The sequence below is a fragment of the Roseivirga seohaensis genome (genome assembly GCF_001592945.1).
GTDB classification, from domain to species: Bacteria; Bacteroidota; Bacteroidia; order Cytophagales; family Cyclobacteriaceae; genus Roseivirga; species Roseivirga seohaensis.
On record NZ_LRPB01000048.1, the window covers coordinates 423,657 to 448,407 of the forward strand.

23 protein-coding genes are annotated in these 24,751 nt (G+C 39.4%); 15 read left to right on the top strand and 8 right to left on the bottom strand.

Translation table 11 applies throughout. From position 1 onward, the window contains the following. Positions 1 to 208: 208 nt before the first annotated feature. The 4 genes from AWW67_RS16410 to AWW67_RS16425 are packed head-to-tail and all read left to right on the top strand — an operon-like array spanning position 209 to position 4,518. Positions 209 to 1,033, top strand: coding sequence for a M23 family metallopeptidase (locus AWW67_RS16410; protein WP_062303044.1), 825 nt, complete (start codon positions 209 to 211; stop codon positions 1,031 to 1,033). 53 nt (positions 1,034 to 1,086) lie between these two features. After that, on the top strand, positions 1,087 to 1,548 hold the full coding sequence (locus AWW67_RS16415) for a (2Fe-2S)-binding protein (RefSeq protein ID WP_062303046.1): 462 nt from the start codon (positions 1,087 to 1,089) through the stop codon (positions 1,546 to 1,548). Beyond that, complete coding sequence (locus AWW67_RS16420; protein ID WP_062303048.1) at positions 1,541 to 3,811, top strand: xanthine dehydrogenase family protein molybdopterin-binding subunit; 2,271 nt, start codon at positions 1,541 to 1,543, stop codon at positions 3,809 to 3,811. Before AWW67_RS16415 ends, AWW67_RS16420 begins: the two co-directional genes overlap by 8 nt. A gap of 8 nt (positions 3,812 to 3,819) precedes the next feature. Beyond that, entirely contained in the window at positions 3,820 to 4,518 is a 699-nt protein-coding gene (locus AWW67_RS16425) for a hypothetical protein (protein ID WP_141655485.1), read from the top strand. 42 nt (positions 4,519 to 4,560) lie between these two features. On the opposite strand, the gene AWW67_RS16430 is transcribed toward AWW67_RS16425, so the two are convergent. Genes AWW67_RS16430 through proC form a run of 3 tightly spaced genes read right to left on the bottom strand, consistent with a single transcriptional unit; the run spans position 4,561 to position 7,379 of the window. Then, complete coding sequence (locus tag AWW67_RS16430) at positions 4,561 to 5,760, bottom strand: glutamate-5-semialdehyde dehydrogenase (RefSeq protein WP_062303051.1); 1,200 nt, start codon at positions 5,758 to 5,760, stop codon at positions 4,561 to 4,563. 9 nt (positions 5,761 to 5,769) lie between these two features. Continuing rightward, complete coding sequence (gene proB / locus AWW67_RS16435; RefSeq protein WP_053223097.1) at positions 5,770 to 6,549, bottom strand: glutamate 5-kinase; 780 nt, start codon at positions 6,547 to 6,549, stop codon at positions 5,770 to 5,772. A 2-nt stretch (positions 6,550 to 6,551) separates the two neighbouring features. Next, the gene (gene proC / locus AWW67_RS16440; RefSeq protein ID WP_062303052.1) at positions 6,552 to 7,379 is read right to left on the bottom strand and encodes a pyrroline-5-carboxylate reductase; all 828 of its coding nucleotides are present in this window, start codon (positions 7,377 to 7,379) and stop codon (positions 6,552 to 6,554) included. Positions 7,380 to 7,647: 268 nt separating this feature from the next. Here proC and AWW67_RS16445 point away from each other — a divergent pair, with 268 nt between their 5' ends. The 7 genes from AWW67_RS16445 (at position 7,648) to AWW67_RS16475 (ending at position 14,848) form a co-directional block, all read left to right on the top strand. After that, positions 7,648 to 8,094 carry a hypothetical protein gene (locus AWW67_RS16445; protein WP_062303054.1) on the top strand — a complete coding sequence of 149 codons (447 nt, stop codon included), beginning with the start codon at positions 7,648 to 7,650 and terminating at the stop codon, positions 8,092 to 8,094. Between the two features lie 157 nt (positions 8,095 to 8,251). Beyond that, on the top strand, positions 8,252 to 9,721 hold the full coding sequence (gene miaB, locus AWW67_RS16450; RefSeq protein ID WP_062303055.1) for a tRNA (N6-isopentenyl adenosine(37)-C2)-methylthiotransferase MiaB: 1,470 nt from the start codon (positions 8,252 to 8,254) through the stop codon (positions 9,719 to 9,721). Positions 9,722 to 9,738: 17 nt separating this feature from the next. Then, entirely contained in the window at positions 9,739 to 11,016 is a 1,278-nt protein-coding gene (locus tag AWW67_RS16455) for a sigma-54 interaction domain-containing protein (RefSeq protein WP_062303057.1), read from the top strand. Then, positions 11,003 to 11,536 carry an LptE family protein gene (locus AWW67_RS16460; protein WP_062303058.1) on the top strand — a complete coding sequence of 178 codons (534 nt, stop codon included), beginning with the start codon at positions 11,003 to 11,005 and terminating at the stop codon, positions 11,534 to 11,536. Before AWW67_RS16455 ends, AWW67_RS16460 begins: the two co-directional genes overlap by 14 nt. Positions 11,537 to 11,573: 37 nt before the next feature. Further along, positions 11,574 to 12,416, top strand: coding sequence for a DUF8458 domain-containing protein (locus tag AWW67_RS16465; RefSeq protein ID WP_141655486.1), 843 nt, complete (start codon positions 11,574 to 11,576; stop codon positions 12,414 to 12,416). Then, a complete protein-coding gene (gene secG / locus AWW67_RS16470) occupies positions 12,409 to 12,771 on the top strand; it encodes a preprotein translocase subunit SecG (RefSeq protein ID WP_053223090.1) in 363 nt (120 codons plus the stop codon). Before AWW67_RS16465 ends, secG begins: the two co-directional genes overlap by 8 nt. 169 nt (positions 12,772 to 12,940) lie before the next feature. After that, positions 12,941 to 14,848: a M61 family metallopeptidase gene (locus tag AWW67_RS16475; protein ID WP_062303061.1), complete on the top strand. Its 1,908-nt coding sequence runs from the start codon at positions 12,941 to 12,943 to the stop codon at positions 14,846 to 14,848. Positions 14,849 to 15,027: 179 nt separating this feature from the next. Here AWW67_RS16475 and AWW67_RS16480 read toward each other — a convergent pair whose 3' ends face one another. The 3 genes from AWW67_RS16480 to AWW67_RS16490 all read right to left on the bottom strand — a co-directional run bounded on the left by AWW67_RS16480 (position 15,028) and on the right by AWW67_RS16490 (position 17,870). Further along, a complete protein-coding gene (locus AWW67_RS16480; protein WP_053223088.1) occupies positions 15,028 to 15,552 on the bottom strand; it encodes a hypothetical protein in 525 nt (174 codons plus the stop codon). An 89-nt stretch (positions 15,553 to 15,641) separates the two neighbouring features. Beyond that, positions 15,642 to 16,181 (bottom strand): ATP-dependent protease subunit HslV, encoded by a 540-nt coding sequence (gene hslV / locus AWW67_RS16485; protein ID WP_062303064.1) that lies wholly within the window; start codon positions 16,179 to 16,181, stop codon positions 15,642 to 15,644. Positions 16,182 to 16,238: 57 nt separating this feature from the next. Beyond that, on the bottom strand, positions 16,239 to 17,870 hold the full coding sequence (locus tag AWW67_RS16490) for a pyruvate dehydrogenase complex dihydrolipoamide acetyltransferase (RefSeq protein WP_062303066.1): 1,632 nt from the start codon (positions 17,868 to 17,870) through the stop codon (positions 16,239 to 16,241). 203 nt (positions 17,871 to 18,073) lie between these two features. On the opposite strand from AWW67_RS16490, the gene AWW67_RS16495 reads away from it, so the two are divergent. Next, the gene (locus AWW67_RS16495) at positions 18,074 to 18,772 is read left to right on the top strand and encodes an SOS response-associated peptidase (RefSeq protein WP_053223085.1); all 699 of its coding nucleotides are present in this window, start codon (positions 18,074 to 18,076) and stop codon (positions 18,770 to 18,772) included. A 7-nt stretch (positions 18,773 to 18,779) separates the two neighbouring features. On the opposite strand, the gene AWW67_RS16500 is transcribed toward AWW67_RS16495, so the two are convergent. Next, on the bottom strand, positions 18,780 to 19,526 hold the full coding sequence (locus AWW67_RS16500) for a DUF6503 family protein (protein WP_071387167.1): 747 nt from the start codon (positions 19,524 to 19,526) through the stop codon (positions 18,780 to 18,782). 212 nt (positions 19,527 to 19,738) lie between these two features. Between AWW67_RS16500 and AWW67_RS16505 the strand changes: the two genes are divergently transcribed. The 3 genes from AWW67_RS16505 to AWW67_RS18910 all read left to right on the top strand — a co-directional run bounded on the left by AWW67_RS16505 (position 19,739) and on the right by AWW67_RS18910 (position 22,729). Beyond that, positions 19,739 to 20,737 carry a 3-oxoacyl-ACP synthase III family protein gene (locus AWW67_RS16505; RefSeq protein ID WP_062303069.1) on the top strand — a complete coding sequence of 333 codons (999 nt, stop codon included), beginning with the start codon at positions 19,739 to 19,741 and terminating at the stop codon, positions 20,735 to 20,737. 251 nt (positions 20,738 to 20,988) lie between these two features. Then, complete coding sequence (locus AWW67_RS16510; protein ID WP_176700066.1) at positions 20,989 to 22,536, top strand: toxin-antitoxin system YwqK family antitoxin; 1,548 nt, start codon at positions 20,989 to 20,991, stop codon at positions 22,534 to 22,536. A 31-nt stretch (positions 22,537 to 22,567) separates the two neighbouring features. Next, the gene (locus AWW67_RS18910) at positions 22,568 to 22,729 is read left to right on the top strand and encodes a Lacal_2735 family protein (RefSeq protein WP_311316228.1); all 162 of its coding nucleotides are present in this window, start codon (positions 22,568 to 22,570) and stop codon (positions 22,727 to 22,729) included. Here the strand turns inward: AWW67_RS18910 and AWW67_RS16515 are convergent, their stop codons facing one another. Next, complete coding sequence (locus AWW67_RS16515) at positions 22,730 to 24,679, bottom strand: TlpA family protein disulfide reductase (RefSeq protein ID WP_062303072.1); 1,950 nt, start codon at positions 24,677 to 24,679, stop codon at positions 22,730 to 22,732. Positions 24,680 to 24,751: the final 72 nt, after the last annotated feature.

Below are 24,751 nucleotides of genomic sequence, written 5' to 3' on the forward strand. Positions count from 1 at the left end.
TTAACTTTGAAAAGAACCCTCCAAAAGTTGATGTATCTATAACATCTGCATTAGTGAGTCCTCATGATTTTTTCAGTAGCACTTTTGGAGGGTTGCGACAACAGAAAACCCTTCCACTAACCGGAGAAGCTGAGTCTATAATTCGAGTTTAGGTTTTTACAATAAATCGTATATTAAATCCGTCTTTAACTCATTGGTCTGACCACTTATGCGCATTCGGTTAATACTTATCAGTTTACTCTTACTTTCAGGTTTTTCTAAGTTTTCTTTTGCCCAAGAAAAAGAGATCAATGTATATGACATTAAAGAAGATGGTAGAATCGGCATTTACGCAGACAACGACAAACCCTATCCGCAAACGGTTACATTAACACTCAAACTGAAAGGTTTAAGACCATCCAAAGAAGTTCCTGACTTTATTGTAGTTCCTGCCAATACCAAAGAGTTTAGACTCACCAGTCTTATAATTCCATTCGAAAGATCTTGGCAGTATTCATTTAGCTATATCTATCGTTTTGGCGATGCAAATGCACAACACGACCCTAAACAAGAATATTTACTTCCTTTTGAAGAAGGAGCAAGCTATAGGCTTACACAAGGTTATAATGGCGATCGAACTCATCAAGGAGAAAATGCACTCGATTTCACGATGGATGAAGGCACTAGAATTTTTGCGGCTAGGGCAGGAAAAGTGATTAGAATTAAAGAAGATTCCAATCAAGGTTGCGCAAGCAAAAGGTGCAACAACATGGGCAATTACGTAACCATTCTACACGAAGACGGTACTTATGCAGACTACCTCCACTTACAGTTTGAAGGAGTTACAGTACAATTGGGTGATTTAGTGGAAGCTGGTGACCCAATTGCGTTGAGTGGAAATACAGGATGGAGCACAGGACCTCATCTACATTTCATCGTACGTAAAACTGAAAAAGATCGACAGGTTTCACTCCCCACTCTATTCAAAACTTCGAGCAATAAAACTGAACTTCTAGTAGAAGGGAAAATCTATACGGCCATCAAAAACCAGTAAAGTTTTTCACCTCCACTTTCTTTTCTTAAATTCCAAAACGGATAAATTTTGCTATGAAGATTAACGTGAATGGTATTGACCATGAAGTGGATGTGGAACCCAATATGCCTTTGCTTTGGGTGTTGCGCGATGAACTTAACCTTACCGGAACCAAATACGGCTGTGGAGTTGCCGCTTGTGGCGCCTGCACTGTTCATTTAGACGGACAAGCCGTTCGATCTTGTGTATTACCCGTTGCTGCACTGCAAGGAAAAGCCATTACTACCATTGAATCCATTGCAAAAGATGACCAGCTGTCACGCGTTCAACAAGCTTGGATCGACCATCAAGTACCGCAATGTGGTTATTGCCAATCGGGAATGATTATGGCCGTAGAAAGCCTTTTAAATAACAATAGCCAACCTACTGAAGAAGAAATTGACGCTTCCATTTCTAACATTTGCCGCTGCGGAACTTACCAAAGAATTAAAGAAGCCATTAAAGAGGTGCTGACTCAAAATCAAGAAAATGGCTAAAGAACGAACCAGAGGACAGAAAATAAGTCGCAGGGCGTTTATCATTTCCGGAGCTGTAATCGGAGGTGGTTTTGCATTAGGCTTGGGCGGAGTCGCATTTTCCAATTATAAGAAAAAGCAGTTCAGCGGAATGGGCTTTGAAGGCGCAGAATCGCTCAATGCTTTCATTCATATTACACCAGATAACAAAATCAAACTGGCCATTGCTCGGGCGGAAATGGGACAAGGGGTACATACCGCATTGGCCATGCTTACTGCCGAAGAACTGGAAGTAGATTTAGAGCAAATCGAAGTAATTCACCCGCAAGTAGAGTCGCCTTACGCCAACGTGAATTTGGCTACCCACTACGAAAGAACCTCAAGCTCCACTGGTTTCCATTTCATGGAAAAGGTGGCCTATATTCTTCCATATATCGCTACTGGCGGAAGTACGACCATTCGCGATGGCTACGAGCATTACCGTATTATGGGCGCTTCTGCCAAGGAAATGTTGATGAAAGTGGCCATGAAAAAATGGTTTATTGACATTGATAAATTGAAAGCAGAAAAAGGCTTTATCGTCAATACTGAAACGGGCGAAAAAGTCTCATATGGGTCTCTTGCGTCTTTTGCCGCAGAAGAAAAACCCAATAACCGACCAACTTTAAAAGCGAAGTCTAATTTTAAAATCATTGGCAAACCTACTCAACGCATTGACCTGAAAAAGAAGGTGACGGGAGCAGCCGAATTTGGCATTGATGTGCGTTTACCGAACATGCTTTTTGCTGCAGTAAAACACTGCCCAATTATTGGAGGAGAGATCACGAGCATTACGAACGAGCCTGAAGTGCTTGCCATGCGAGGCGTAAAGCACATCGTGCAGTGGCCTACTGGTGTGGCTGTAATTGCCGACAACACTTGGCGAGCACAACAGGCAGCTAGAGCCCTAACTTTTGAAATTAATACTAAAGGAAATGAACAGCTTTCATCAGCTCATATTTCTAAGCTTTTAAAAACAAGGCTCGACAAAGACATTGACCATGTAAAAGAGAAGATTGATAATACTGCCACAGCATTTAAAGCTGCTAACAAGGTTTTCGAAGCAGAATATGAAGTTCCATTTTTAGCACACGCCACCATGGAGCCGATCAACTGCACGGTTTTGGTGGAAGAGGACAAAGCCAGAGTTTGGGTGGGGCATCAGGCGCCATTTTTGGTCACCATGGCCACCGCCAAAGAAGCGGATGTAAATAGCAGTAATGTTGAAATCGATATAAAATACTTGGGAGGTGGTTTTGGCAGAAGGGCCGAAAACGACTTTGTCGCTGAAGCTGTACGCATTGCCAAAGCCATGAAAGGCACGCCTATTCAAATGGTTTGGTCGAGAGAAGAAGACACACAATTTGACACCTACCGCCCAGCAGCCATGGCCAGTTTTAAGGCAGGAATGAATAATGATGGAAGAATATCCGCATGGGAAAATCATTTATCGCTTCAGTCTGTTTTACGAAGTAGCATTGGGCGAAACTTTCCGCTAATGACTCCACCAGAATCGCAGGACACCACCGCAGCCGAAGGTGCTTTAGGTTTAGCTTATAATCTGGGTGCACGAAAAGTTGGATATTCGTTTATTGAAAGCCCAATGCGTTTGGGTTTTTGGCGAAGTGTAGGTCATTCTTACAATGGATTTTTCACTGAAAGCTTTATAGATGAACTGGCCAATGAAGCCGATACCGATCCTTATGAGTTTAGAGCAAAGCTTCTTCCTTCAAACTCTAGACAGAAAAAAGTGCTGGACAAAGTAGCTAAAATCAGCAATTGGAATTCCCCTCTTCCCGAAGGAAAAAGCCGAGGCGTTGCCTTTCACGAATCTTTCGGTTCTATCGTGGCACAAGTGGCCGAAATCAGCATCAACCCCGATAAAGAATTTAGTGTGGACAAAGTGTTTTGCGTGATTGACTGCGGCAATTATGTAAACCCAGACACCATTATAGCGCAAATGCAAAGCGGAATTGTTTTTGGGTTAACTGCAGCTGTTTATGGAGAAATTACCATCGAAGAAGGCAAAATTCAGCAGTCGAACTTCCCTAACTATGAAATGCTAAAATTGAAGCATATGCCTGAAGTCATTACGAATATCATGGAAAACAATGAAGCTCCAGGTGGTGTTGGCGAACCTGGCACTCCTCCAATTGCTCCTGCCCTCACCAATGCTATTTTTGCCGCTACTGGCGAACGTGTGCGTTCGCTTCCTTTGAAAAATCACGGTTTTAAATTGGCCTAAACAATTCCATGAAATCACTCAAGTTATTCGCACTCCTTTTTCTGGTTTGCAGTTGCACTCAATTAACGGTAAATAAACCGGTTCAAGAGATGCTATTACCTACCTCATTTTGCGAGACAAGCCCAATAGAAATCAAGCATAATATGCCTTATGGAAACACTCCTTGGCAAAGAACCATCAACTTACCTACAAGTGGGAGATTTGTAGAAGAAAACCATTATGTCACACAATCCGATAAGTTCGATAATCAAGTAGCTTGGCCTAAAATGATAACCGAGAACATACAGCAACACCTTCAGCGCAGCTTTCTTCTTTACCAATCCTTCGACCCAAAAATGACTTTTGAGGAATTGTATTCCAAAAAGTGGAACAAAGAATGGACACCTGAAGAAGGCGGCCATTTTGGGCAGGGTTCTGTGGGTGAAGTACAGCGAAGCGAGTTAACTCCAGAAGATGAAATGTGGTTTATGTGCATGATGTGGGCCAGTGAATCCAAACCAAAAAGGGGCACTAAGTTTTTGCTTACAGCTAATAACAAAAGTGTAGTCGTAATTGCAGGCTACGAAACAGGGCCTTCATCTAAAGATCATATTGGAGGAATTACCAGAGAAGTTCATGCTTGGCTGGGCACAAATCCAAATTCTTTAATAAAAGTAGGTTTGCTAAAAAATCAGGAGCAAAAAACAGGGCCTGTGGTTTGCAAATAATTACTATTTACAAACTACAGACCCTAAAATCAACCATTCAACTTAGACTCTTACCTGCCCGTTTCCGAAAAAATAGTATTTATTAGTCACCAATTGTTCTAGCCCCAATGGGCCACGGTGATGCAACTTATCGGTACTGATGGCCAGTTCTCCACCAATTCCCATTTGACCTCCATCTGTAAAACGGGTAGAAGCATTGTGATATACTGCTCCACTATCCACCTGCTCCATAAAGCTCTGTGCAAGCACTTTATCGGTTGTAATAATGGCTGAAGAGTGGCCACCAGAATATTTGTTAATCTTCTGAATGGCTTCTTTTTCGTCACCTACAAGGGCTACGCATGCCTTGAGTGCCAAAAACTCTTCAAACCAAATTTCTTCATTTTCTATGGCTTGCTCTTCTGGCAAAACCTTCTTCACTTCTTGATCTACCACAAGCTCTACCTCAAATTCGTGTAAAGCTTTTTGTAGTTGAATGAGTTTATTCTCTAAATCTGGCAAACGCTTATCGAGCAAAATTTTATCGAGGGCGTTGCAAGCTGAAATCTTATCCGTTTTAGCATTTAAAATCACTTTCAATGCTTGATTCCAATCTGCTTTATGATCTACATAAATGAAATTGTTTCCTCTTCCGCTTACCAACACTGGACAAGTGGCGTGTTCCTTCACAAAAGCAATCAAACGTTCACCTCCTCTCGGAACAATCAAATCAATTTTCTGATCTGGATTTTTCAAGAACGCTTGCGTCTCAGTTCTCGACATTTTGAGCAACTGCACCCAATCTGTATCTAAACCATTTAGGTGTAAAGCCTGATGCCAACAATCAATAAGTATTTGATTGGAGTGAATAGCTTCCTTCCCTCCCTTTAAAAGAATTTTATTATTGGCTTTGAAGGCTAAAACCGCTGCTTCCACTGTTACATCTGGTCGTGATTCATAAATCATCATGATGGTACCGAAAGGTGCAGTTTTGTTAATAATCTCCAGTCCATCTTCTCTTTTGAAAGTAGATTTCGTTTGCCCTACGGGGTCATCCTTTTCCATTACTTCTTCTACGGCCTTCACCATACTGTCGATCTTTGCATTGTCGACCACGAGCCTATCGTACATGGCACGGTCAGACTGATCAAAAGCAGCCAAATCCAACTGATTTGCCGCAATGATTTGAGCTCTATTCAGCCCTAAAATTTTTATAAATGATCCTAATACTTTGTTCTTCTTATCTGTTTTTAATAATTCCATTTTTTCTTTTTATGCTGTGAATTTGGTACCTACCGTTTTCCCATCAATAATGTCTAAAATCACATTGTCTTGTTTGCCATTGGCTATATATGCAGTAATGTTCTTTGCTGCTGCTCCCTGAGCAATTTTTAGTTTAGAGCCCATTCCTCCTCTACCTTCGGCTTCGCCTTTTTCGCTTTTCTGAATGTATTTTTCTAGATTCTGCTGGCCATTTACTTCCCTGATAATTGAAGTATCACTATGATTTGGATGACCATTATATAGACCATGCGTATCGGTCAGAAGAATGAGCATATCAGCATTGATCAACTCAGCCACCAAACTCGCCATTTCATCATTATCGGTAAACATGGTATGCGATAGCGATGTAGCGTCATCTTCATTTGCGATGGGAATAATGCCTTCAGACAGTAGCCCTTCGTAACAATTGATCATATTTTCGCGCCAAACTCCAGGATTGAAATCCCTTTTAGTGGCTAAAACTTGAGCGCACTTCATTCCATAATCATGAAATGTTTCATAATAGGTTCGCATCATCCGCGGTTGGCCTACAGATGAAAAAACCTGCCTTCTGATGGCTTTATCTTCAATTTCAGAATGCCCAAGCACTTCTTTTCCTGCAATTACAGATCCTGATGAGATCAATACAGAAAGGATATCTCTTTCATAGAGTTCAGCAATTTGCCTTACAATTCCTTGAATTACAGGCCTTACAATGCGGTTATCTTTATTCGTTAATACGTTAGTACCTACTTTTATTACTACTCTTTTCTTAGTTGATTTTACCACGACTATTTTTCTTGTAATTCGGTTGATTCTTTCCCCAGTTCTACGGCCCTGTTAAAAGCGGCATAAGCGGCATCGTGAATTAACTGCTGCACATTATTATCTTCTAAAGAATCGAGAGCAGCCTGTGTAGTACCTCCTTTAGAACTCACCCTTTTCATCCAACTGTCTGGCGAAAGCTTATTTTTATTGAAGAGTTCGATTGCGCCTTCAAATGTGGCACTTACCAGTACTTTTGAATCGTTATCTGAAAAGCCCATGCTTTTAGCGGCTTCCATCATTGATTCCATAAAATAGAAAACATAGGCAGGCCCCGATCCAGAAATACCCGTAGAGGCATCTATAAACATTTGTGAATCGACCCTTACCGATTTACCTGTGGTGTTGAGCAAGTCTTCTACCATCCAAAGTTCAATACGAGATATTTCAGGGGCAGCCAAATAAGATGTCATTCCTTTACCTACCTGAGCCGGTAAATTGGGCATGGCCCGTACTACTTTTTTTATTCCCAAGCCCAGTTGAATGGTTTCAATAGTAACGCCAGCCATAATTGAAATCACCAACTGTTGATCGTTCATCATAGCCCTCATTTCTTGCATGAGTTCATCGTTATGGTAAGGTTTAACCGCCAGAAAGATAATATCCGCTATAGGCAGACAGTCCTCTAGGGTATCGTAGACCTCATAATTCTCTGTAGATTTTTTTAAGGTTTCTCTCAACTCGAGAGATTTGTCGAAGATGATCAGGTCTTCCTTCTTTAAATAACCTGATTTTGCGATGGAAGAAGTATAGGTTAACCCCATATTTCCTGCACCAATTACTAGCACTTTCATGATTGTGTTTATTAAATGAATTAAAAGATTGCATATAGCAAAATGCCCCAGGTGAATACCTTGGAAGCGACAACTAAATAGATTTCAGTGAATTAATTAACGAACACGCAGAAGACCACAGGAAGGGCCTGAAGGTTAGAAAAATTGATTTTTCTAGGGTATTGAATATTTTTTGCGTAGCTCATTATACCTTACCAACAACTGTAGTAGCTTAATGTTCCGAATAATTTAAAAAACCTCCTATCTTGAACATGATACTTCATTACTAATGAAAAACAACTTCATACATCAAGACCTTTCCATTCTTCACTGTACTGAAATTACATGCGACATTCACGACCACAAGGAAGAGAGTATTCTTTGGGTGGAAATAAAAGGCAAATGTAGCCACGGCTCTCAAGGCGAGCATTACGGCAAGTTTCTCTATCAAAAAATAGGACTGGCGCTTCTCACATTTCAACTCTTAGCCATTCTGATTGACATGCGAGAATTGGAATACAGTTATGGAGACAGAATCATCAACCTCTTTCAAATTTTTAAAGATGTAGTCATCTATCCTGAAGAAGGCTTTATCACATCCTTCGTTTTATCAGACAAAAACAGATTTGGTCTTTCTTCTTTGATGAAAATTGATTTGGAGGAAGCTGAAAGCGATTTTCACCTAGATTTAAATTCAGCTTACAACCACTTAATCAAACGCTATGACGAAATCTAAAACTCAGAAAACAGATTGATTTTACCTTAGAAACACCAACACTTCAACACCCAAACATCCAAACACATTCGTCCAACACTTCTCTGCCAAATTGGCGCTTCTTCGGTCAAATCACTTATATTTGCGGTTCAATTTTGTAGAATAGAGATAGAAGTAAATGGATAACATTATTCAGGACATAGACATTCTAGATAGAAATAGTCGGGAGGCGACAGACACGGTAATCACTTCAAAAGAAGAGAATACTGGTAAAGCAAAGAAACTCTACATTGAAAGTTATGGATGCCAAATGAATTTTGCTGATAGCGAGATTGTAAGCTCCATTATGAAAGACAATGGTTACGATACCACCTCGGAGTTTGAACAAGCCGATGTTATCTTTCTGAATACTTGTTCCATAAGAGAAAAGGCTGAACAAACGGTTAGAAAGCGTTTAGCAGACTTCAATAAAATAAAGAAAAGAAAGCCAGAACTCACCATTGGGGTTTTGGGCTGTATGGCTGAAAGACTAAAAGACAAACTTCTGGAAGAAGAAAAATTAGTAGATGTAGTAGTAGGGCCTGATGCCTACCGTGATTTACCAAATTTAGTAGGTTCGGCAGAGGAAGGCTTAAAAGCCATCAACACATTACTGTCAAGAGAAGAAACCTATGCCGACATCTCTCCTGTTCGGTTAAACTCAAACGGAGTTAATGCATTTATCTCTATTATGCGAGGTTGCGATAACATGTGTTCTTTCTGCGTGGTGCCGTTTACCAGAGGTCGAGAAAGAAGTAGAGACCCACATTCAATTGTTCGCGAAGCACAAGACCTTTTCGATCAGGGCTACAGAGAGGTGACACTTCTAGGCCAAAACGTAGATAGCTACAAATGGTCTCCTGAAGAGAATAATAAGGCTTGGTTAGAGAAAAAAGAAAAACAAGGCGAAGCCGAAGCCATTATCAATTTTGCAAACCTGATTGAAATGGTGGCTCAAGTATCTCCCGACCTTAGGGTTCGTTTTTCTACTTCGCATCCAAAAGACATTACCAACGAGGTACTCCATACCATGAAAAAGTATGAGAACATTTGTAAGTACATTCATTTACCTGCACAGAGCGGAAACAGCCGAGTATTGGAATTGATGAACAGAACTTATACGCGCGAATGGTACATCAATAGAGTTGACGCCATCAGAGAAATTTTGGGTGAAGAATGCGGTATTTCTTCCGACATGATTGCTGGCTTTTGTTCAGAAACAGAAGAAGAGCACCAAGATACCCTAAGCTTAATGGATTATGTAAAGTTCGATTTCTCCTACATGTTTTTCTATTCAGAAAGACCCGGAACTTTAGCTGCTAAAAAGTTAAAAGATGATGTTCCACTGGAAGTTAAAAAAAGGAGACTTCAGGAAATAATTGATAAGCAACGACAATATTCGTTCGAACGAAACAAACTTGACCTGAACAAAGTACATAAAGTACTAGTAGAAGGCACTTCAAAACGTTCGGAAGAACACTTAAGCGGAAGAAACTCTGCAAACAAAGTGGTGATTTTCCCTAAAAAGAACTTCAAAAAAGGAGACTATGTGAATGTATTCGTAGACGACTGTACCACAGCCACACTTCTAGGAAACTCTGTTGATTAACCCGCAACCCCTACACCTTGAATAGCAACGAAATATTAAGCATAAAACAACGGTTTGGTATTATTGGCAATAGCCCTCAGTTAAACCACGCCATTCAGGTAGCGGCACAAGTTGCTCCTACCGATATGACCGTATTGATTACTGGCGAAAGTGGTAGTGGTAAAGAATCCTTTTCAAAAATTATCCATCAGCTGAGCCCAAGAAAGCACGGTAAGTTCATTGCCATCAACTGCGGAGCAATTCCTGAAGGCACTATCGATTCCGAGTTATTCGGCCATGAAAAAGGCTCATTTACAGGGGCATACGATGCCAGAAAAGGTTATTTTGAGGTTACTGATGGCGGAACCATTTTTCTAGATGAAATTGGAGAAATGCCAATGTCTACCCAAGCGCGTTTGCTACGCGTTTTAGAAAATGGAGAGTTCATTAAAGTTGGTTCTTCTAAAGTTCAAAAAACCGATGTGCGAGTGGTAGCCGCTACTAATGTCGACCTGCTCGATGCGGTGGACAATGGTAAATTCAGAGAGGATTTATATTACCGATTAAGTACCGTTCCAATTTCTGTTCCTCCGTTACGAAATAGAGGTAACGATGTTGATTTGTTGTTCAGAAAATTTGCTTCTGACTTTGCGGAAAAATATAGAGTGGAATCTATAAAGCTAGATGACGATGCCAAAGCCATTCTTTTGCGCTACAATTTCCCTGGTAATATACGTCAGCTCAAGAATTTAGTAGAACAAATTTCTGCATTAGAAATGGAAAGACATATTTCCGCAGAAACTTTGGTCAAATATTTGCCTCAAAACAGATCTAGTTTACCGGCACTCTATAAAGCTCATAACGGACAAGGAGGAGATAGCTTGAGTGAAAGAGATTTGCTCTATAAAGTTTTGTTCGATATGAAAAAGGACATGACAGAGCTAAAAAAGTTGGTTCACGATATTTTAGAATCTGGTGACTTGAGTGAAAAGACGATTAGCGAGCATGCAAATTTATTTAGAAACATAGATGATGACAGCAGTGCCCTACTAAGTGACCAGCTAGAAAAGCAAACAAATGAAAGCTATTACTTAGAGCCTAAACCTATTGTTGACGACTACGATTACGAGGAAGATAAAGTAGAAGACATTACGCATGAAATGGAAGACGAGTCGTTATCCATAGAAAAGAAAGAGCAAGAACTCATTATTAAAGCCTTGAAAAAGAATAACAATAAAAGAAAGTATGCCGCTAGAGATTTAGGTATCTCTGAACGAACCCTGTATCGTAAAATCAAGCAGTATGAAATTGAGTAAATCATTAATGCTGAGTATAGCACTATTGGCTTCCACGCTTTTTGGCTGTACCTATGGCTTTTCAGGGGCTTCAATAGATTACAACACTACAAAAACTATATCTATTGCTAATTTCTTTAATGATGCTGTAGACGGAGGACTTCCAAATATGGGGCAACTGTTTACGGAAGACATGAAGGATTATTTTCAGCGGAATACTAAGCTAGAATTAGTACCTTCAAAGGGAGATTTACAGTTTGAAGGAGCAATTTCTAGATATAACATTTCACCTCAAGCGGTTGTTTCATCCGGAAATCAGAATGTAGCCGATAGATCAGGTTTAATGCGACTAACCATAGGTGTAGAAGTAGCATTTACCAATGTAAATAAGGAAGAAGAAAACTTTAAACGTACCTTTAGTTTCTATGCTGATTATGACCCACAAACTACCTCACTAACATCTGTCGAGCCAGAATTGGTAAGTCAGATTTTTAAAGAGATTATTTTCGAAATTTTTCAGGCCTCAGTTGCCCAATGGTAATTTTCATTCTATTTTAGACATCCCAAAACAAAAACCAGTGAACAGAGAACGGTTTAATCAACTTCTTGGAAACCTACACCAAGTCACCAATGAGGACATTAAATCGCTCAATGATCTGCGTAAAAAGTATCCTTTTTTTCAAACACCCTACGTAATAGTTGCCAAGGCACTTAAAGATCGAGATCATCCAAAAACAGATGCTTTCATTAAAAAAGCTGCCATCTACTCTCCTAACAGGGCTCATTTAAAGAAAATAATTCTTGGCGAAATAAGCTTTGAAGCCCCTCAAGAGAATACAATCCAGAAAAAGCAGGTTAAGGCAATTGAAACCCCAGAAACTACAAAGGAAATAGTTACCCCAAAAGCTGAAACTGAGACAGAAACAGTAACTAAAGAAGCTATTTCTAAGACTGACAAAAATGAACAACAAGAAGAACCTCTTGCTACTCAAACATTAGATCAGAAAACCCCAGAGATCAATCAGTTGGAAAAAGACTTATTGGAGATTAAAGAACGAAAACTCCGATTGGCAAAGATGTTTGAAGGACAAGAAGACACAAAGAAAATCAAACCCCAGACAACTCCGCAAAGCAACAAGTCTCAGGTAGAATTGATAGAAAAATTCATTCAAAATGAACCTCGTTTTGAAAACAAAAAGGGTATTAACGAGGAGAATGAGTACACGCAAGAAGACCTCGCAGCCAAGCACATGAAGTCTAAAGACGAGTTCGTTACTGAAACTTTAGCCAAATTATTACTGAAACAAAAAAAATATACCAGGGCTATTGACATTTATAAAAAACTAAGCTTGAAATTCCCTGAAAAAAGAACTTACTTTGCGAGCCAAATTCAAAAAATAAAGGAAGTACAGAATGTTTAAGCTATTAATAATCCTTGCCATCATCGTTGCCATACTTTTAATTTTAATCGTACTGGTTCAAAACTCTAAAGGTGGCGGTTTGTCAAGCCAGTTCGGTGGTGCAGGTGCTACTCAAGTAATTGGAGCAAAAAAGACAACCGATTTATTAGAAAAAGTGACTTGGGGTTTTGCACTAACCTTATTAGCGCTTAGTCTGGCATCTGGAATGATGGTAGACAATAGCAATAGTGATTTTTCAAATAATCCTAACATAGACAAGGCACTTCAAGAGATGCCAATGCAACAACAAGCTCCTGTAACGCCAGAGGCTGGAGGCACACCTCAAACTGCTCCTGACACAACAGGTAACCAGTAAGAGCACAAAGGCTTTATAAAAAAGACCATCAATTGATGGTCTTTTTTTTGCCTTCAAACTAAAATCAATACTTTTCATTAATAGTATTTACACAATAGCCTTAATATTGCAGTTATAGTATAAATCAACGCTAGAGCATGTCAAACCTCTGGCGTTTAAATTCAATATCATGAACAAACTCAAATTTATCTGTTTAGGTCTCCTATTCACAACAATCACATGGGCAGCAAACCCATACAAATACATCATCGATCTTTCCCGCGTGTCGGACGATAAAGTATATGTAGAGCTCGCCCCACCCAAAATAAAACAAGACGATATCTTGTTCTACCTACCGAAAATCATCCCTGGCACCTACGCGATAGCCGATTATGGCCGAATGGTTTCAGACTTTGAAGCTTTCGATAAAAAAGGGAACCCACTTCCGGTAAAAAGGCTTGATGATAACACTTGGAAAATCAGTGATGCTAAAAAAATTACCAAAATAAGCTATTGGGTAGACGATACTTATGATAACCCAAAAGAAGGCCCTGAGATATTTCAACCAGCAGGAACCAATATTGCTGAAGGCGAAAATTTCCTTTTAAACACAAGCGGTTTCTTCGGCTATTTTGAAGGCATGAAAAAAGAAGCTTTCGAGATTAATATCATTCGCCCTATGAACTTTTATGGAGCCACTGGATTAAAAGCAGAAGCTACAAATACAAGCTTAAGCCGTAAATTAATAAAGAAAGACTTCAATACACCTGATGCCAACAGCACCATTGATAGGTTCGAAGTTTCAGATTACGACCGCTTGATTGACTCGCCATTAATGTACAGTAAGCCTGATACAGCCATAGTTAAAGTAGCTAATACCGAAGTGCTGGTTGCTAGTTATTCCCCTAACAAAAAGGTTACGGCTAAAGAAATTGCAGCCAGTATTAAAGAAGTGCTCGCAGCACAAAGCACCTTCTTAGGCGGAAAACTACCAGTTGAAAAATATGCTTTCATCTTCTATTTCACAGATCAGCCAGTAGTGTCATATGGTGCTCTGGAGCATTCTTTCAGCTCACTTTATTTTATGCCTGAGCAAACTATTCAGCAAATGAATCAGCAACTGCGTGACTTTGCTGCTCATGAGTTCTTTCATATTGTAACTCCATTAACCATTCATTCTGAAGAAATTGGAAGTTTTGATTTTAACGATCCTAAAATGTCGCGTCACCTTTGGATGTACGAAGGCATGACGGAGTATTTTGCTGGTAGCGTACAAGTTAAATACGGCTTGGTAAGCCCAGAGGAATACTTGGACATGCTATCTGAAAAAATTCTTACCTCGGCACAGTTTAAGGATGATTTGCCTTTTACAGAGTTGAGCCTTGGCGCTTTAGATACCTACGCTGACCAATACTACAATGTATACATGAAAGGTGCACTTATTGGTATGGCCTTAGACATTAAGCTTAGAAAACTTTCTGACGGTGCTTATGGCGTGCAAGAAATGATGGCTGATCTTTCTAAGAAATACGGTATGGAGAAATCCTTTAAAGATGATCAACTGTTCAGTGAAATAGTAGCCATGACCTATCCTGAAATCGGAGAATTCCTCAACACTTATGTGGCAGGAAACACACCTATCAACTATGAAGAAGTATTGGCCGAAGTTGGTGTAAAAGTAGTTAAAGACGGCACCAAGAAACAGTACTCATTAATCATTAGTCAGGAAAGCATAGCTGCAACCGAATACAATGGGAAAAGAATGTTAGCGATAGGTAATCAAGATAAACTTGATGCTATTGGTAAAGCGCTTGGATTACAAAACGGTGATATCATCTTGAAAATGAACGGAGACGAGCTCCCAGAACTTGGGCCTGAAATCAATAACTTCTTAGGCGGACAATTTCAAAAAATTCCAAGTCTTGAAACCATGAGCGTAACGGTTATTAGGGCCGTAGATGGCGAACCTAAAGAAATAACCCTTACAACTCCTAACCAACAAATTGACGTGCCTGTAGCCTTTAAATTGGCATTTGACGAGAACGCTACACCAGCCCAGCTTAAGCTGAGAAAGGCTTGGTTGGAACCAAAGAATTAAGATTAAGTGTCAAAAAATTAAGACGATGTAAAAGGTCACCGAAATCGGTGGCCTTTTTCGTTTCTCCAACCACCTAGAAGTTTACTTCAATCAAGTATAAAACTTATTAGGCACCAGACTTCAAATAAAAAAGCGACCAATAAGTCGCTCATTTTATACTATTCTAATAAGGGTACGGACTAGCGGTTATTTCCATTTACCTTGTAGTCTGACTGCTCTAATATTTTGACTTTGTCATTCCCATCTACAACGTATTCCACCCTAAACTTACTGATGTCGGTTATACTTCCCCTGCAAATCAGTAGAGCTGCTTCGCAACCAATGGTAATGCATTTTTCCACTTCATTATCGCGAATGGTAATGTTAAACGGCTTTGCATCGGCTCTGGCCAAAACAATTCCAGAGTTACCTAATTCAGTCTTCTTAAAAGGATAGATATGGTATTCAGAACTTAAGCGATCTACTTGAAATTTAGAAAAGTCAAGCTTTTTTGAAGCACCATCTGCTAACAAGGTAACGTACCCGTCCTTTACAGCTAAAGCTGCATTTTCAATTACCTCTCCATCTCCTAAGTGTACTGTAGCCCCTAATAGGAGTCTTCCTTCACTCCCTTCAGTATATGAGGGAATCTTGGTGTCAATACAGCTATTGCTCATGACAATTAAAGCCATTAAAGCAAAGAGCTTTGAGATAGGAGTACGCATTGTTTCAGTTGGTTAAATTGAATTCTCGCTCAACAATTAACTACTACAAAAGCAGCTAAGTGATTGAAAATCTTTTCTTTATTACGAAATTAAGAAATTTTCTCTATAATCAAATTGTGATTTGTGTATATACAGATGTCAGCAGCAATTTTAAGACTCTCTTCAACAATTGCGAAGCTGTCTAAATCTTTCGCATGAGTTTTTAGCGCTTGAGCTGCAGCTTGAGCGTACATACTTCCAGAACCGATGGCCGCAATACCATTGTCTGGCTCTAAAACATCACCCGTTCCGGATAAGATCAGAATATCATCTTTGTCTGCCACAATCAGCATCGACTCTAGTTTTCTTAAGTAGCGATCGGTGCGCCAATCTTTAGCTAATTCTATCGCAGCCCTTTTCATGTTGCCCCCGTAAGCACTCAGTTTTTCATCAAACCTTTCTAGTAAAGTGAAGGCATCGGCAGTAGAGCCTGCAAAACCTGTTACTATCTTCCCATCCTGAAGCTTTCTGATCTTCTTTACGTTACTCTTGGCTACGGTATTACCCATAGTAGCTTGCCCATCGGCACCAATTGAAATTGAACCGTTATGTTTTACCGCTAATACGGTGGTTGATTTAATCTTAGTCATGTTATTTCTAAAGAAAAAAAGTCCCGTATGAGAACGGGACTTGAACTTAATAAGTTTCTAAACCAGCAACCTAACTGGATCTTCTAATAAAGATTTAAAGGTTTGCAGGAATGCTGAGCCAACTGCACCGTCAACTACTCTGTGGTCGCATGACATGGTTACTTTCATGATGTTACCAATAGTCAACTCACCATCTTTAACAATTGCGGTTTGCTTAATACCACCAACGGCCATAATACAAGCGTCTGGCGGGTTAATAATGGCTGTAAATTCTTCTATACCGAACATTCCTAAATTAGAAATGGTGAAAGTATTTCCTTCCCATTCAGCAGGCTGTAATTCTTTATTCTTTGCCTTTGCTCCTAATTGCTTTACCTCGGCAGCAATATGAGAAAGTGGCTTATTATCTGCAAACCTAACTACAGGTACTAGAAGACCTTCTTCTACAGCTACTGCTACACCGATATGGATATGGTGATTAATTCTAATTTTATCGCCCAACCAAGATGAATTTACCTGAGGATGTTTTCTTAAAGCTGCGGCTGCGGCCTTAATTACCATATCGTTAAACGAAATTTTCACTGGTGAAACTTCATTCATACTAGCTCTTGCCTCAATGGCCTTATCCATGTTGATTTCCATGGTAAGGTAGAAATGAGGCGCAGTAAATTTACTTTCGGCTAAACGCTTGGCTATGGTTTTTCGCATTTGCGATACCCTTAGCTCTTCAAAACTTTCTTCACCTACAATCTTAGGAAGCTCCACTGCAGGCGTTGATGATTTTTGGGCTGGAGCCGCAGATTTGGTCTGTTCAGCTTTAACAGGAACAAAATCTTCTACATCTCTTTTTATAATTCTTCCGCCATCGCCAGAACCTTTCACTTCTGAAATATTGATTCCCTTTTCTTCCGCCAATCTCTTAGCCAAAGGGGACGCTTTAATTCTTCCGTTATTAGTTTGGGTTGGTGCAGCGCTTTCTTCTTTCTTAGGTTCAGAAGTTTCTTGCTTTGGACTAGCTTTCGCAGGCTCTTCTTTGGCGGGCTCTGTCTCACTTTCTGTTTGACTTTCAGCCTTTAAAAGCGTTTCAAAGTCAGCTCCTTTTTCGCCTACAATGGCCAAAACACCATTTACAGCTACTGACTCTCCTTCTTTAGCGCCAAGATACAATACAGTTCCATCATTGTAAGACTCGTATTCCATGGTAGCCTTATCGGTCTCGATCTCAGCCATCAGTTCACCTGACTCTACCGTATCGCCTACCTTTTTATGCCAAGCCGAAATAACACCCTCTTCCATGGTGTCGCTCATTTTCGGCATTCTCACCACTTCTGCTTTGATGTTACTTGTATCTATCGCCTCGGCATCAGCTTTCTTCGCCTCTGCTGGTTTTTCTTCATTATCATCCGAGCCATTTTCACTTGACTCATTCAGAAGCGCCTTATAATCCTCGCCTTTTTCTCCAACAATGGCCAAAATGCCATTGATTTGAACGGCCTCACCTTCTTCTGCTCCAAGGTATAATACGGTTCCTTCATTATATGATTCGTAGTCCATCGTAGCCTTATCGGTTTCGATTTCGGCCATTAACTCACCTGATTCTACTTTATCACCTACTTTTTTATGCCAAACAGCGATCACCCCTTCTTCCATGGTGTCACTCATTTTCGGCATCCTAACGATTTCTGCCATAAGATTTGTGAAAATTGAGCCCAAAAATAGTTTTAAACAACCGATATTCAAATTATTGAATGACCTATTGCCCTAAGCTTTTGTTATCATTTTATAATCGGTTAATCTTCAATAGAATAATTCTGCAACTTAGCTCCTCGGTGAATGGTTCGAAGTATTAGTATTTATGAACCTGATCACTTAAATTTCTAAAAAAGTTTAATATGCCATCCAGCTATTCCATTGCCAGTTCTGCTAAAGTTATTGAAGAATATTTCAATGTTGAAGTGACTGGACAGTATAAAGAAAAGTATAATGCTTCACCTACAAAATTACTCCCTGTAATTACTGCAGAAAACCCAGACGGACTTTCTTTTTTCTACTGGGGAATTAACCCGGCATTTGTAAAAAACCATAGTGTTAGCGAAAAACTAATTTTTGCGCCAGTAGATCAAATACTAAACAAGGCCAGCCTAAAAAAGAATTTAAAAACTCAACGCTGTGTAATTATTGCAGATGGTTTTTATGCTTGGAAGAGCATTTCAAAAAAAGAAAAAATCCCTTATCGTTTTCATTTGGCCGATAAAAGTCCCTTTGGCATTGCTGGATTATGGGATGAATTTGAAGATGAAAACGGAGAGTCGGTGCATACTTTCATGATGATAACGACCAAGGCTAATTCAGATGTAGAAGATATTACTGACCGAATGCCAGCCATACTCGACAGCGATTTGATGATAGATTGGCTAAATGAATCTAATACAGAGGAAAGCGTAATCAACTTCATTACCCCATACAGAGAAAAACCATTAGATCGCTTCTCCATCACACCTAAAATCAGCAACCCCGATTTCGATAGCCCGGAGCTTCTCAAAAAAGCACCACCCGCAAACCAATTCGGAAGTTTTACGCTGTTTGGATAATTTGGGATTAACGAGTTACTTGAACGTTCTCGAGATCAATTCTTGAAATTTCTCTTAGCTGATCCGTTTGGAAAGCATAATCCAGTTCGTGGGCAGGAAAATCACTATCAATAGTGTAATTGATATAATCTTGAAATAGCACTCCATTTACTTCCCTTTGGTTGTATGCTTCACGGAACCTCACTCCGCCACCATTTATATAATAGCTATACGCTAAGTAATCAATAGTGTGCGTTTTTTGGTTGATCCAGTAAACAAAAATATTTTCGAAATTCTTTCCCCCACCATTCTTTCCGTAAGTCACCTCTACTTTATAATAAGTGTCTTCTTTTATTTTTATAGAAGGCATAAGGTGTTTGCTAATGACTTCTCGGTTAGCAGCATATGGAAGCAACGCGAAATAAACCACAGACCTGGTATCACCAGCCAAAATACTGGAAATTGAATCTTCTTCCATTCGAACTTCCTTTTGGTTTACCCTTCTTATAAAGGTATTGGAAGTAACAATGTCTTCAAGTTCATTTCCATCTTTATAAGAGGTACGCTTATAAACATCTCCTTTATCAGAAATTCTAGCGTTGTAGTGATTACCACGAAAATCAAACTGAATTTCTAACGGTTCACCAGATTTATATCCATGTTTTTGTATGGCCGAATCCAGTATTTGCTGAGCGGTGGGCTCATTCACAGCACAGCTTGAAGACACCATAACCCAGGTCAGCACAATAAAAACACTTGGATTAACTCTTATCATTTTACACAAATCAATTCTTCCGTAAGCCATTACGCTAATATTCCCAATTAGTTACTTTCATTACTTGGGCGGCCGAAGAAATTCCTTTGAATCGAGTAGAACAACACATGCTGTGATGAATGGCCTTAATTTCCTTTTAAATAAGTAAGCATACAGAAACAATTTCGAACTATCGGATATTTCTTTACTTTGTATCCATAAATAGAATTGCCATGAAGAGTTCCAGAATTGTTGGTTTAGGTCATTATGTACCGAAAAACATTGTTAAGAACACAGACTTAGAAAAAATAATAGACACTAGTAATGAATGGATTATAGAGCGAACTGGTATTGAAGAGCGCAGGTGGTTCGATCCTGAACAGGACACAGTGTCTAATATGGCCACCAAAGCAGCAAAGATGGCGCTCGAAAGAGCAAAAACAGATGTTAGTGAAGTTGACTTTATTGTTTTTGCCACCATTACTCCAGATTATTTTTTCCCAGGCTCTGGCGTTTTAATGCAAAGAGAACTTGGGCTTCAAGGCATTGGCGCATTAGACATCAGGAACGCTTGCAGTGGGTTTATCTACGCACTCTCAATTGCCGATCAATTTATTAAAACGGGCATGTATAAAACCGTTTTAGTGGTTGGTGCCGAAATTCAATCTTCGGCCATTGACAAATCTACAGCAGGGAGGTCAAGCGCTGTAATTTTTGCCGATGGTGCCGGAGCTGCTGTTCTTAAAGCCGCAGAACCTTCTGAGGGAGGAATCCTGTCTACTCACCTACATGCCGATGGTGATTTTGCCGAAGAACTTTATGTAAAAGACCCTGGCAGTAGCAGAACTGTAAGGCTTTCTCAAGAACTAATTGAAGGCCCCACTTTCCATCTTACCATGAACGGGAATGCTGTATTCAAACATGCAGTGGTTCGTTTTAGCGAAGTAATTGCAGAAGCTTTGGCCGCTAACAACCTAATGGCAGAAGATATTGATCTTTTAGTTCCGCATCAGGCCAACTTACGCATCAGTAATTATGTGCAAAAGCAATTAAACATGCCTGATGAAAAAGTATTCAACAACATTATGCACTACGGCAACACTACAGCGGCATCAATACCAATTGCCTTAAGCGAGGCCTGGGAACAAGGTAAAATCAAAGAAGGAGATTTAGTTTGTTTAGCGGCCTTTGGTAGCGGATTCACATGGGCTTCGGCATTAATTCGCTGGTAAGTCGACTACGAATTCTCAAGTGCCATTTTCGTTGGCAAACCTCCTCCGTTTTGAACCAAAAACGGCTTTAAATGTTAGGTATGTAGCTCAAAAACGTTTATTGGAAGCCTGAATTGATAATCAATTTAGCAAATCCTAACGAACGTTTTTTAGTGTTGATTAAAAGACGTCATGAGGTGCAATGTTTTGAGCTTTCTTGGCGTAATATTTGAGAAGAAAGATCCGAATCATTTTTCATGAAACCCAATTGCATGCAATCCGATATACGTTCTATGCGCTTTCGTCAATTCATACTTTCAAGTTTATTTTTTACAGTGTTCAGCCTTTCAGGCTTTGCTCAAGAGGAAAGCTATGAACTAATATTCCCCTCTGACGACCCTACACTGAAGAAAGAAGGAAAAACCAAAGAAGGCAAACGTGATGGACTTTGGACCATGTACAATGCAGACAGTAGTTTTCTACAAAGAGGCTATTATGTTGAAGGTAAAAAAGCTGGGGCATGGATGATCTTTCTAGACCGACAGGAAAGGGCCAGACTCAAGTACGACAACAACGTCTTAAATGGAGCTTATGTACTTTTTAATGAAGAAGGAAAATCAACAGTCATCACCAATTATACATCAGGTAAACTTAATGGCACATGGTCTTCATATTATGGTTCTGGCCAACTATATGAAAAAGGTGAGTTTGAAAACGGCTTAAAAACCGGAGTATGGAATAGTTATTATGACAATGGTGCCCTTCAAATCAAAAGTCAATACAAAAAAGGTAAGCTCGATGGGCCATTTCAGCAATACGATCCTTTTGGTTCACTAATGATTGAAACCAATTACAAAGAAGGTTACCTCAACGGTGATTGGGTTAAATACGATGGGGCTATTGTTATTGAAAAAGGCCAGTTTGTTTATGGTGAAAGAGATGGAGAGTGGTTGTATTATGAATTCAGTGAATTCTCACCTTCGATCAAAGAGTATTATGACAAGGGTAAGAAAACGGGGACCTGGACAACTTTTCATGAAAGTGGCAGAATGGCAAGTCAAATTACATATGTAGACGATAAACCAATTGGCACTTCTAAAGAGTGGTATTCAAATGGCCAAGTGGCAAGTGAAAGCCGATATAGATTGGGTTTTATTGACAGTACTTTTACCGCCTACTACGACAATAAAGTGGTAGCAGAAACAGGTGATTTTAAGTTAGGTCTTAGGGAAGGCGTGTGGAAATACTACCACGATAATGGTATGATTTCAGAATTTGGAAGCTACAAGAACGATCTAAGGATTGGGAATTGGAAAAGCTTTAGTCCACGAGGAAAACTGATTTCTGAAGGCGATTACCGATTAGGAAAACAGCAAGGCCAATGGTTCACTTATCATGAAAGCGGACAATTATCATCTATTGGAAGTTATTTGACTGGTGAAAAAGACGGGCTTTGGGGCTATTTTCATGAAGATGGTTCACCGATGCTAGAAGAAACCTACGACAAAGGAAAGCTCATGAAAGTATCTGAATTTACAGACGATGACGGTGACAAGCACAGCTCAGGCACGATAATCAATGGAGAAGGAATTAAAATTGGCTATTACCCTGATGGGACTAAATTCTCTGAAGGACCTTACAAAAACGGGCTCCCAAATGGTAATTGGACATTCTTTGATGAAAGAGGTCGCAAATTGAGTACTGGAAAATTAGAGAATGGCATAAAAGAAGATGGCTGGAACATCTACGCGAAAAACGGAAAACTCATCAGAATAGAAGTGTACGAAAAGGGAGAATTAATTGATGAAGTAAATCGTTAAACATTCTCTTTCAATTACTGTTATTTCAATCATGGGATTATTTTCAAGGAAAACAGAAAAGGAAAAGCTTCAGGCCAAATACAAAAAACTTATTGATGAAGCCTACAAGCTTTCGCACACCAACCGTAGAGCTAGTGATTTAAAAACAGCTGAAGCAGATGAACTTCTCAAGCAAATTGAAACAATGAATTGATTAACGCTTTGCGAATCCTTTGAGCTGTTCAACAAGTTCTTTTTTAGCGCTAGGTCTTTTAATCCCTTCTCTTATCAGCTTGCCTTCTTTTGTAATTACCATATAAGTAGGGAAGCCAGTAATGTTTACAGCCTGATCAAACTTGGCATATTGGGCGTCATCTAAAAAGAAATTCTCTCCCTTTAGCTCATGCTTTTTCACCATAGTCTCCCATGATTTCTTTTCAGATTGGGCACCTAAGTAAACAAAAACCACATTATCATCCTCTTTAAAATTGGCCTTGATTTCTGGTAAGTGAGAAAACTCCGTGATGCATGGCCCACACCAAGTAGCCCAAACATCTATATAAACCACTTTACCTGGGTAAGTTTTTTTCAGTTGACTTAGCACATCACCTTCTGAATCAACTATTTCTATTCCGTTGACAAACTTCTTATCCTTCAAAATCACAAAGTCGCTATACTTACGTTCTAGCACACTTCTGGCTGTACTATTCAAGTTTAAGGTTTTCACTTTACCCCATATTACTTGAGGAAGCTCATTTCCTCGACTAAAGTAGCTCTCATCTATATAAGTAGCGATGATACTAGATTTAGACATTGGGTCTAACTTGTCGATCCTCATTAACAAATCATCCCAAGTAATTTTTTGGTTTAATTCTAAAAGTTCTTTTGAAAACTCTTCTGTTCTGGCTTTTAATGGGTCGCTTAGCTTAACATAGCCAAAATGTTTTTCTCTTTTTTTCTCTTCAATTTTCCATTCCTCAATCTCAGCCCTTCCGGTTTCAGAAATAATTTTAGACTTCAAAAAACCATAAACCTGCTCAATTCTGTAATCGTGCATTGCCTCTCTCTCTTTAGGCATCATGGCCATCGAAAACTCTCGCATTAAATCACCAAACTCTCCAGCAAGCATATTCAAAGGCTCGTCATCTATCATTTCTTTAACTTTTGCCTCATAAGCCTCAGGTAAATCAATTGGAGTTAAAGCACCGTTATCTGCGCCATGTAACCAGCGATACCTCATTAAATCATTTGCTGCATACAGATTGATATTTCGCTCGCTGTATTCTTTTACTATTCGGCTTGGGATATTTTCACTAAAGTAATTCTGATAAAAATTCTGATGCTCTTTTAGTAAATCTAAGCGGTACTCTAAATATTCCATGGGCTCCAAAGCCTTTTGCAAACTATCGTTCTCAAAGTAGTTTCTCACCTTCATATACTTTGGCTTTACCACTCTCAGCTCCTCGTTTTCCTTTGCCAAAGCTCCCATAAACGAAATTGGAGATTCTGCATACCAACCATCAATACCGCTAACTGCTTTTTCTTCATCTACAAATACTGCCATTTTGCTATCGGGCTCGGCTAAAAACATAGTAAAGACCTCTCCCACCCTAAACATTATATCTTGTGGATTATCTAAAGGGAAAAATATTTTGAATCGTCCCTGTTCATCTACATTCACCGTAAACTTTTGTTGCCCAGAGCTAAAGGCATGATTATAAATAACGGAAGCCGTTAAGGGCATTTCGCCTTTAGGTTTTACCACACCAGAAAGGGTTACTTGACTACTTTTGAAAAAGTCATCTTGCCAAACATGTTGGTTAGGCATTCTCTGACGTTCATCACCCAATTTATTTTTACTCAATCGTTTAATAATTCTTCCGTCCTCCAAAATCAAAAAATCACCAACCTCTCTTATTATGATTTGTCTTGCTTTTCCTGGTTGAGAAAGATTAACATGCCATTCTTTGCCTTTCTTACTAGGATCTTTGAAGCTCCAGAAATCTGATTCATACATCATATAATTATCTGAAACCCTTAATTCAAGTGTATTGGAGCCATCTACCAAAAACCAATTACCCTTTATAGAGCTAGGCAAAGAAGATTGAGCATTGAGATGAGCAACCGAAAGAACTGATAAGAGTAAAGTGAAAAACGCTTTCATAATTTCAATTTATTCAGGAAAATAACAATTATACTTAGCCAAAACAAAACTCATTTTATTTAACAATAAAAA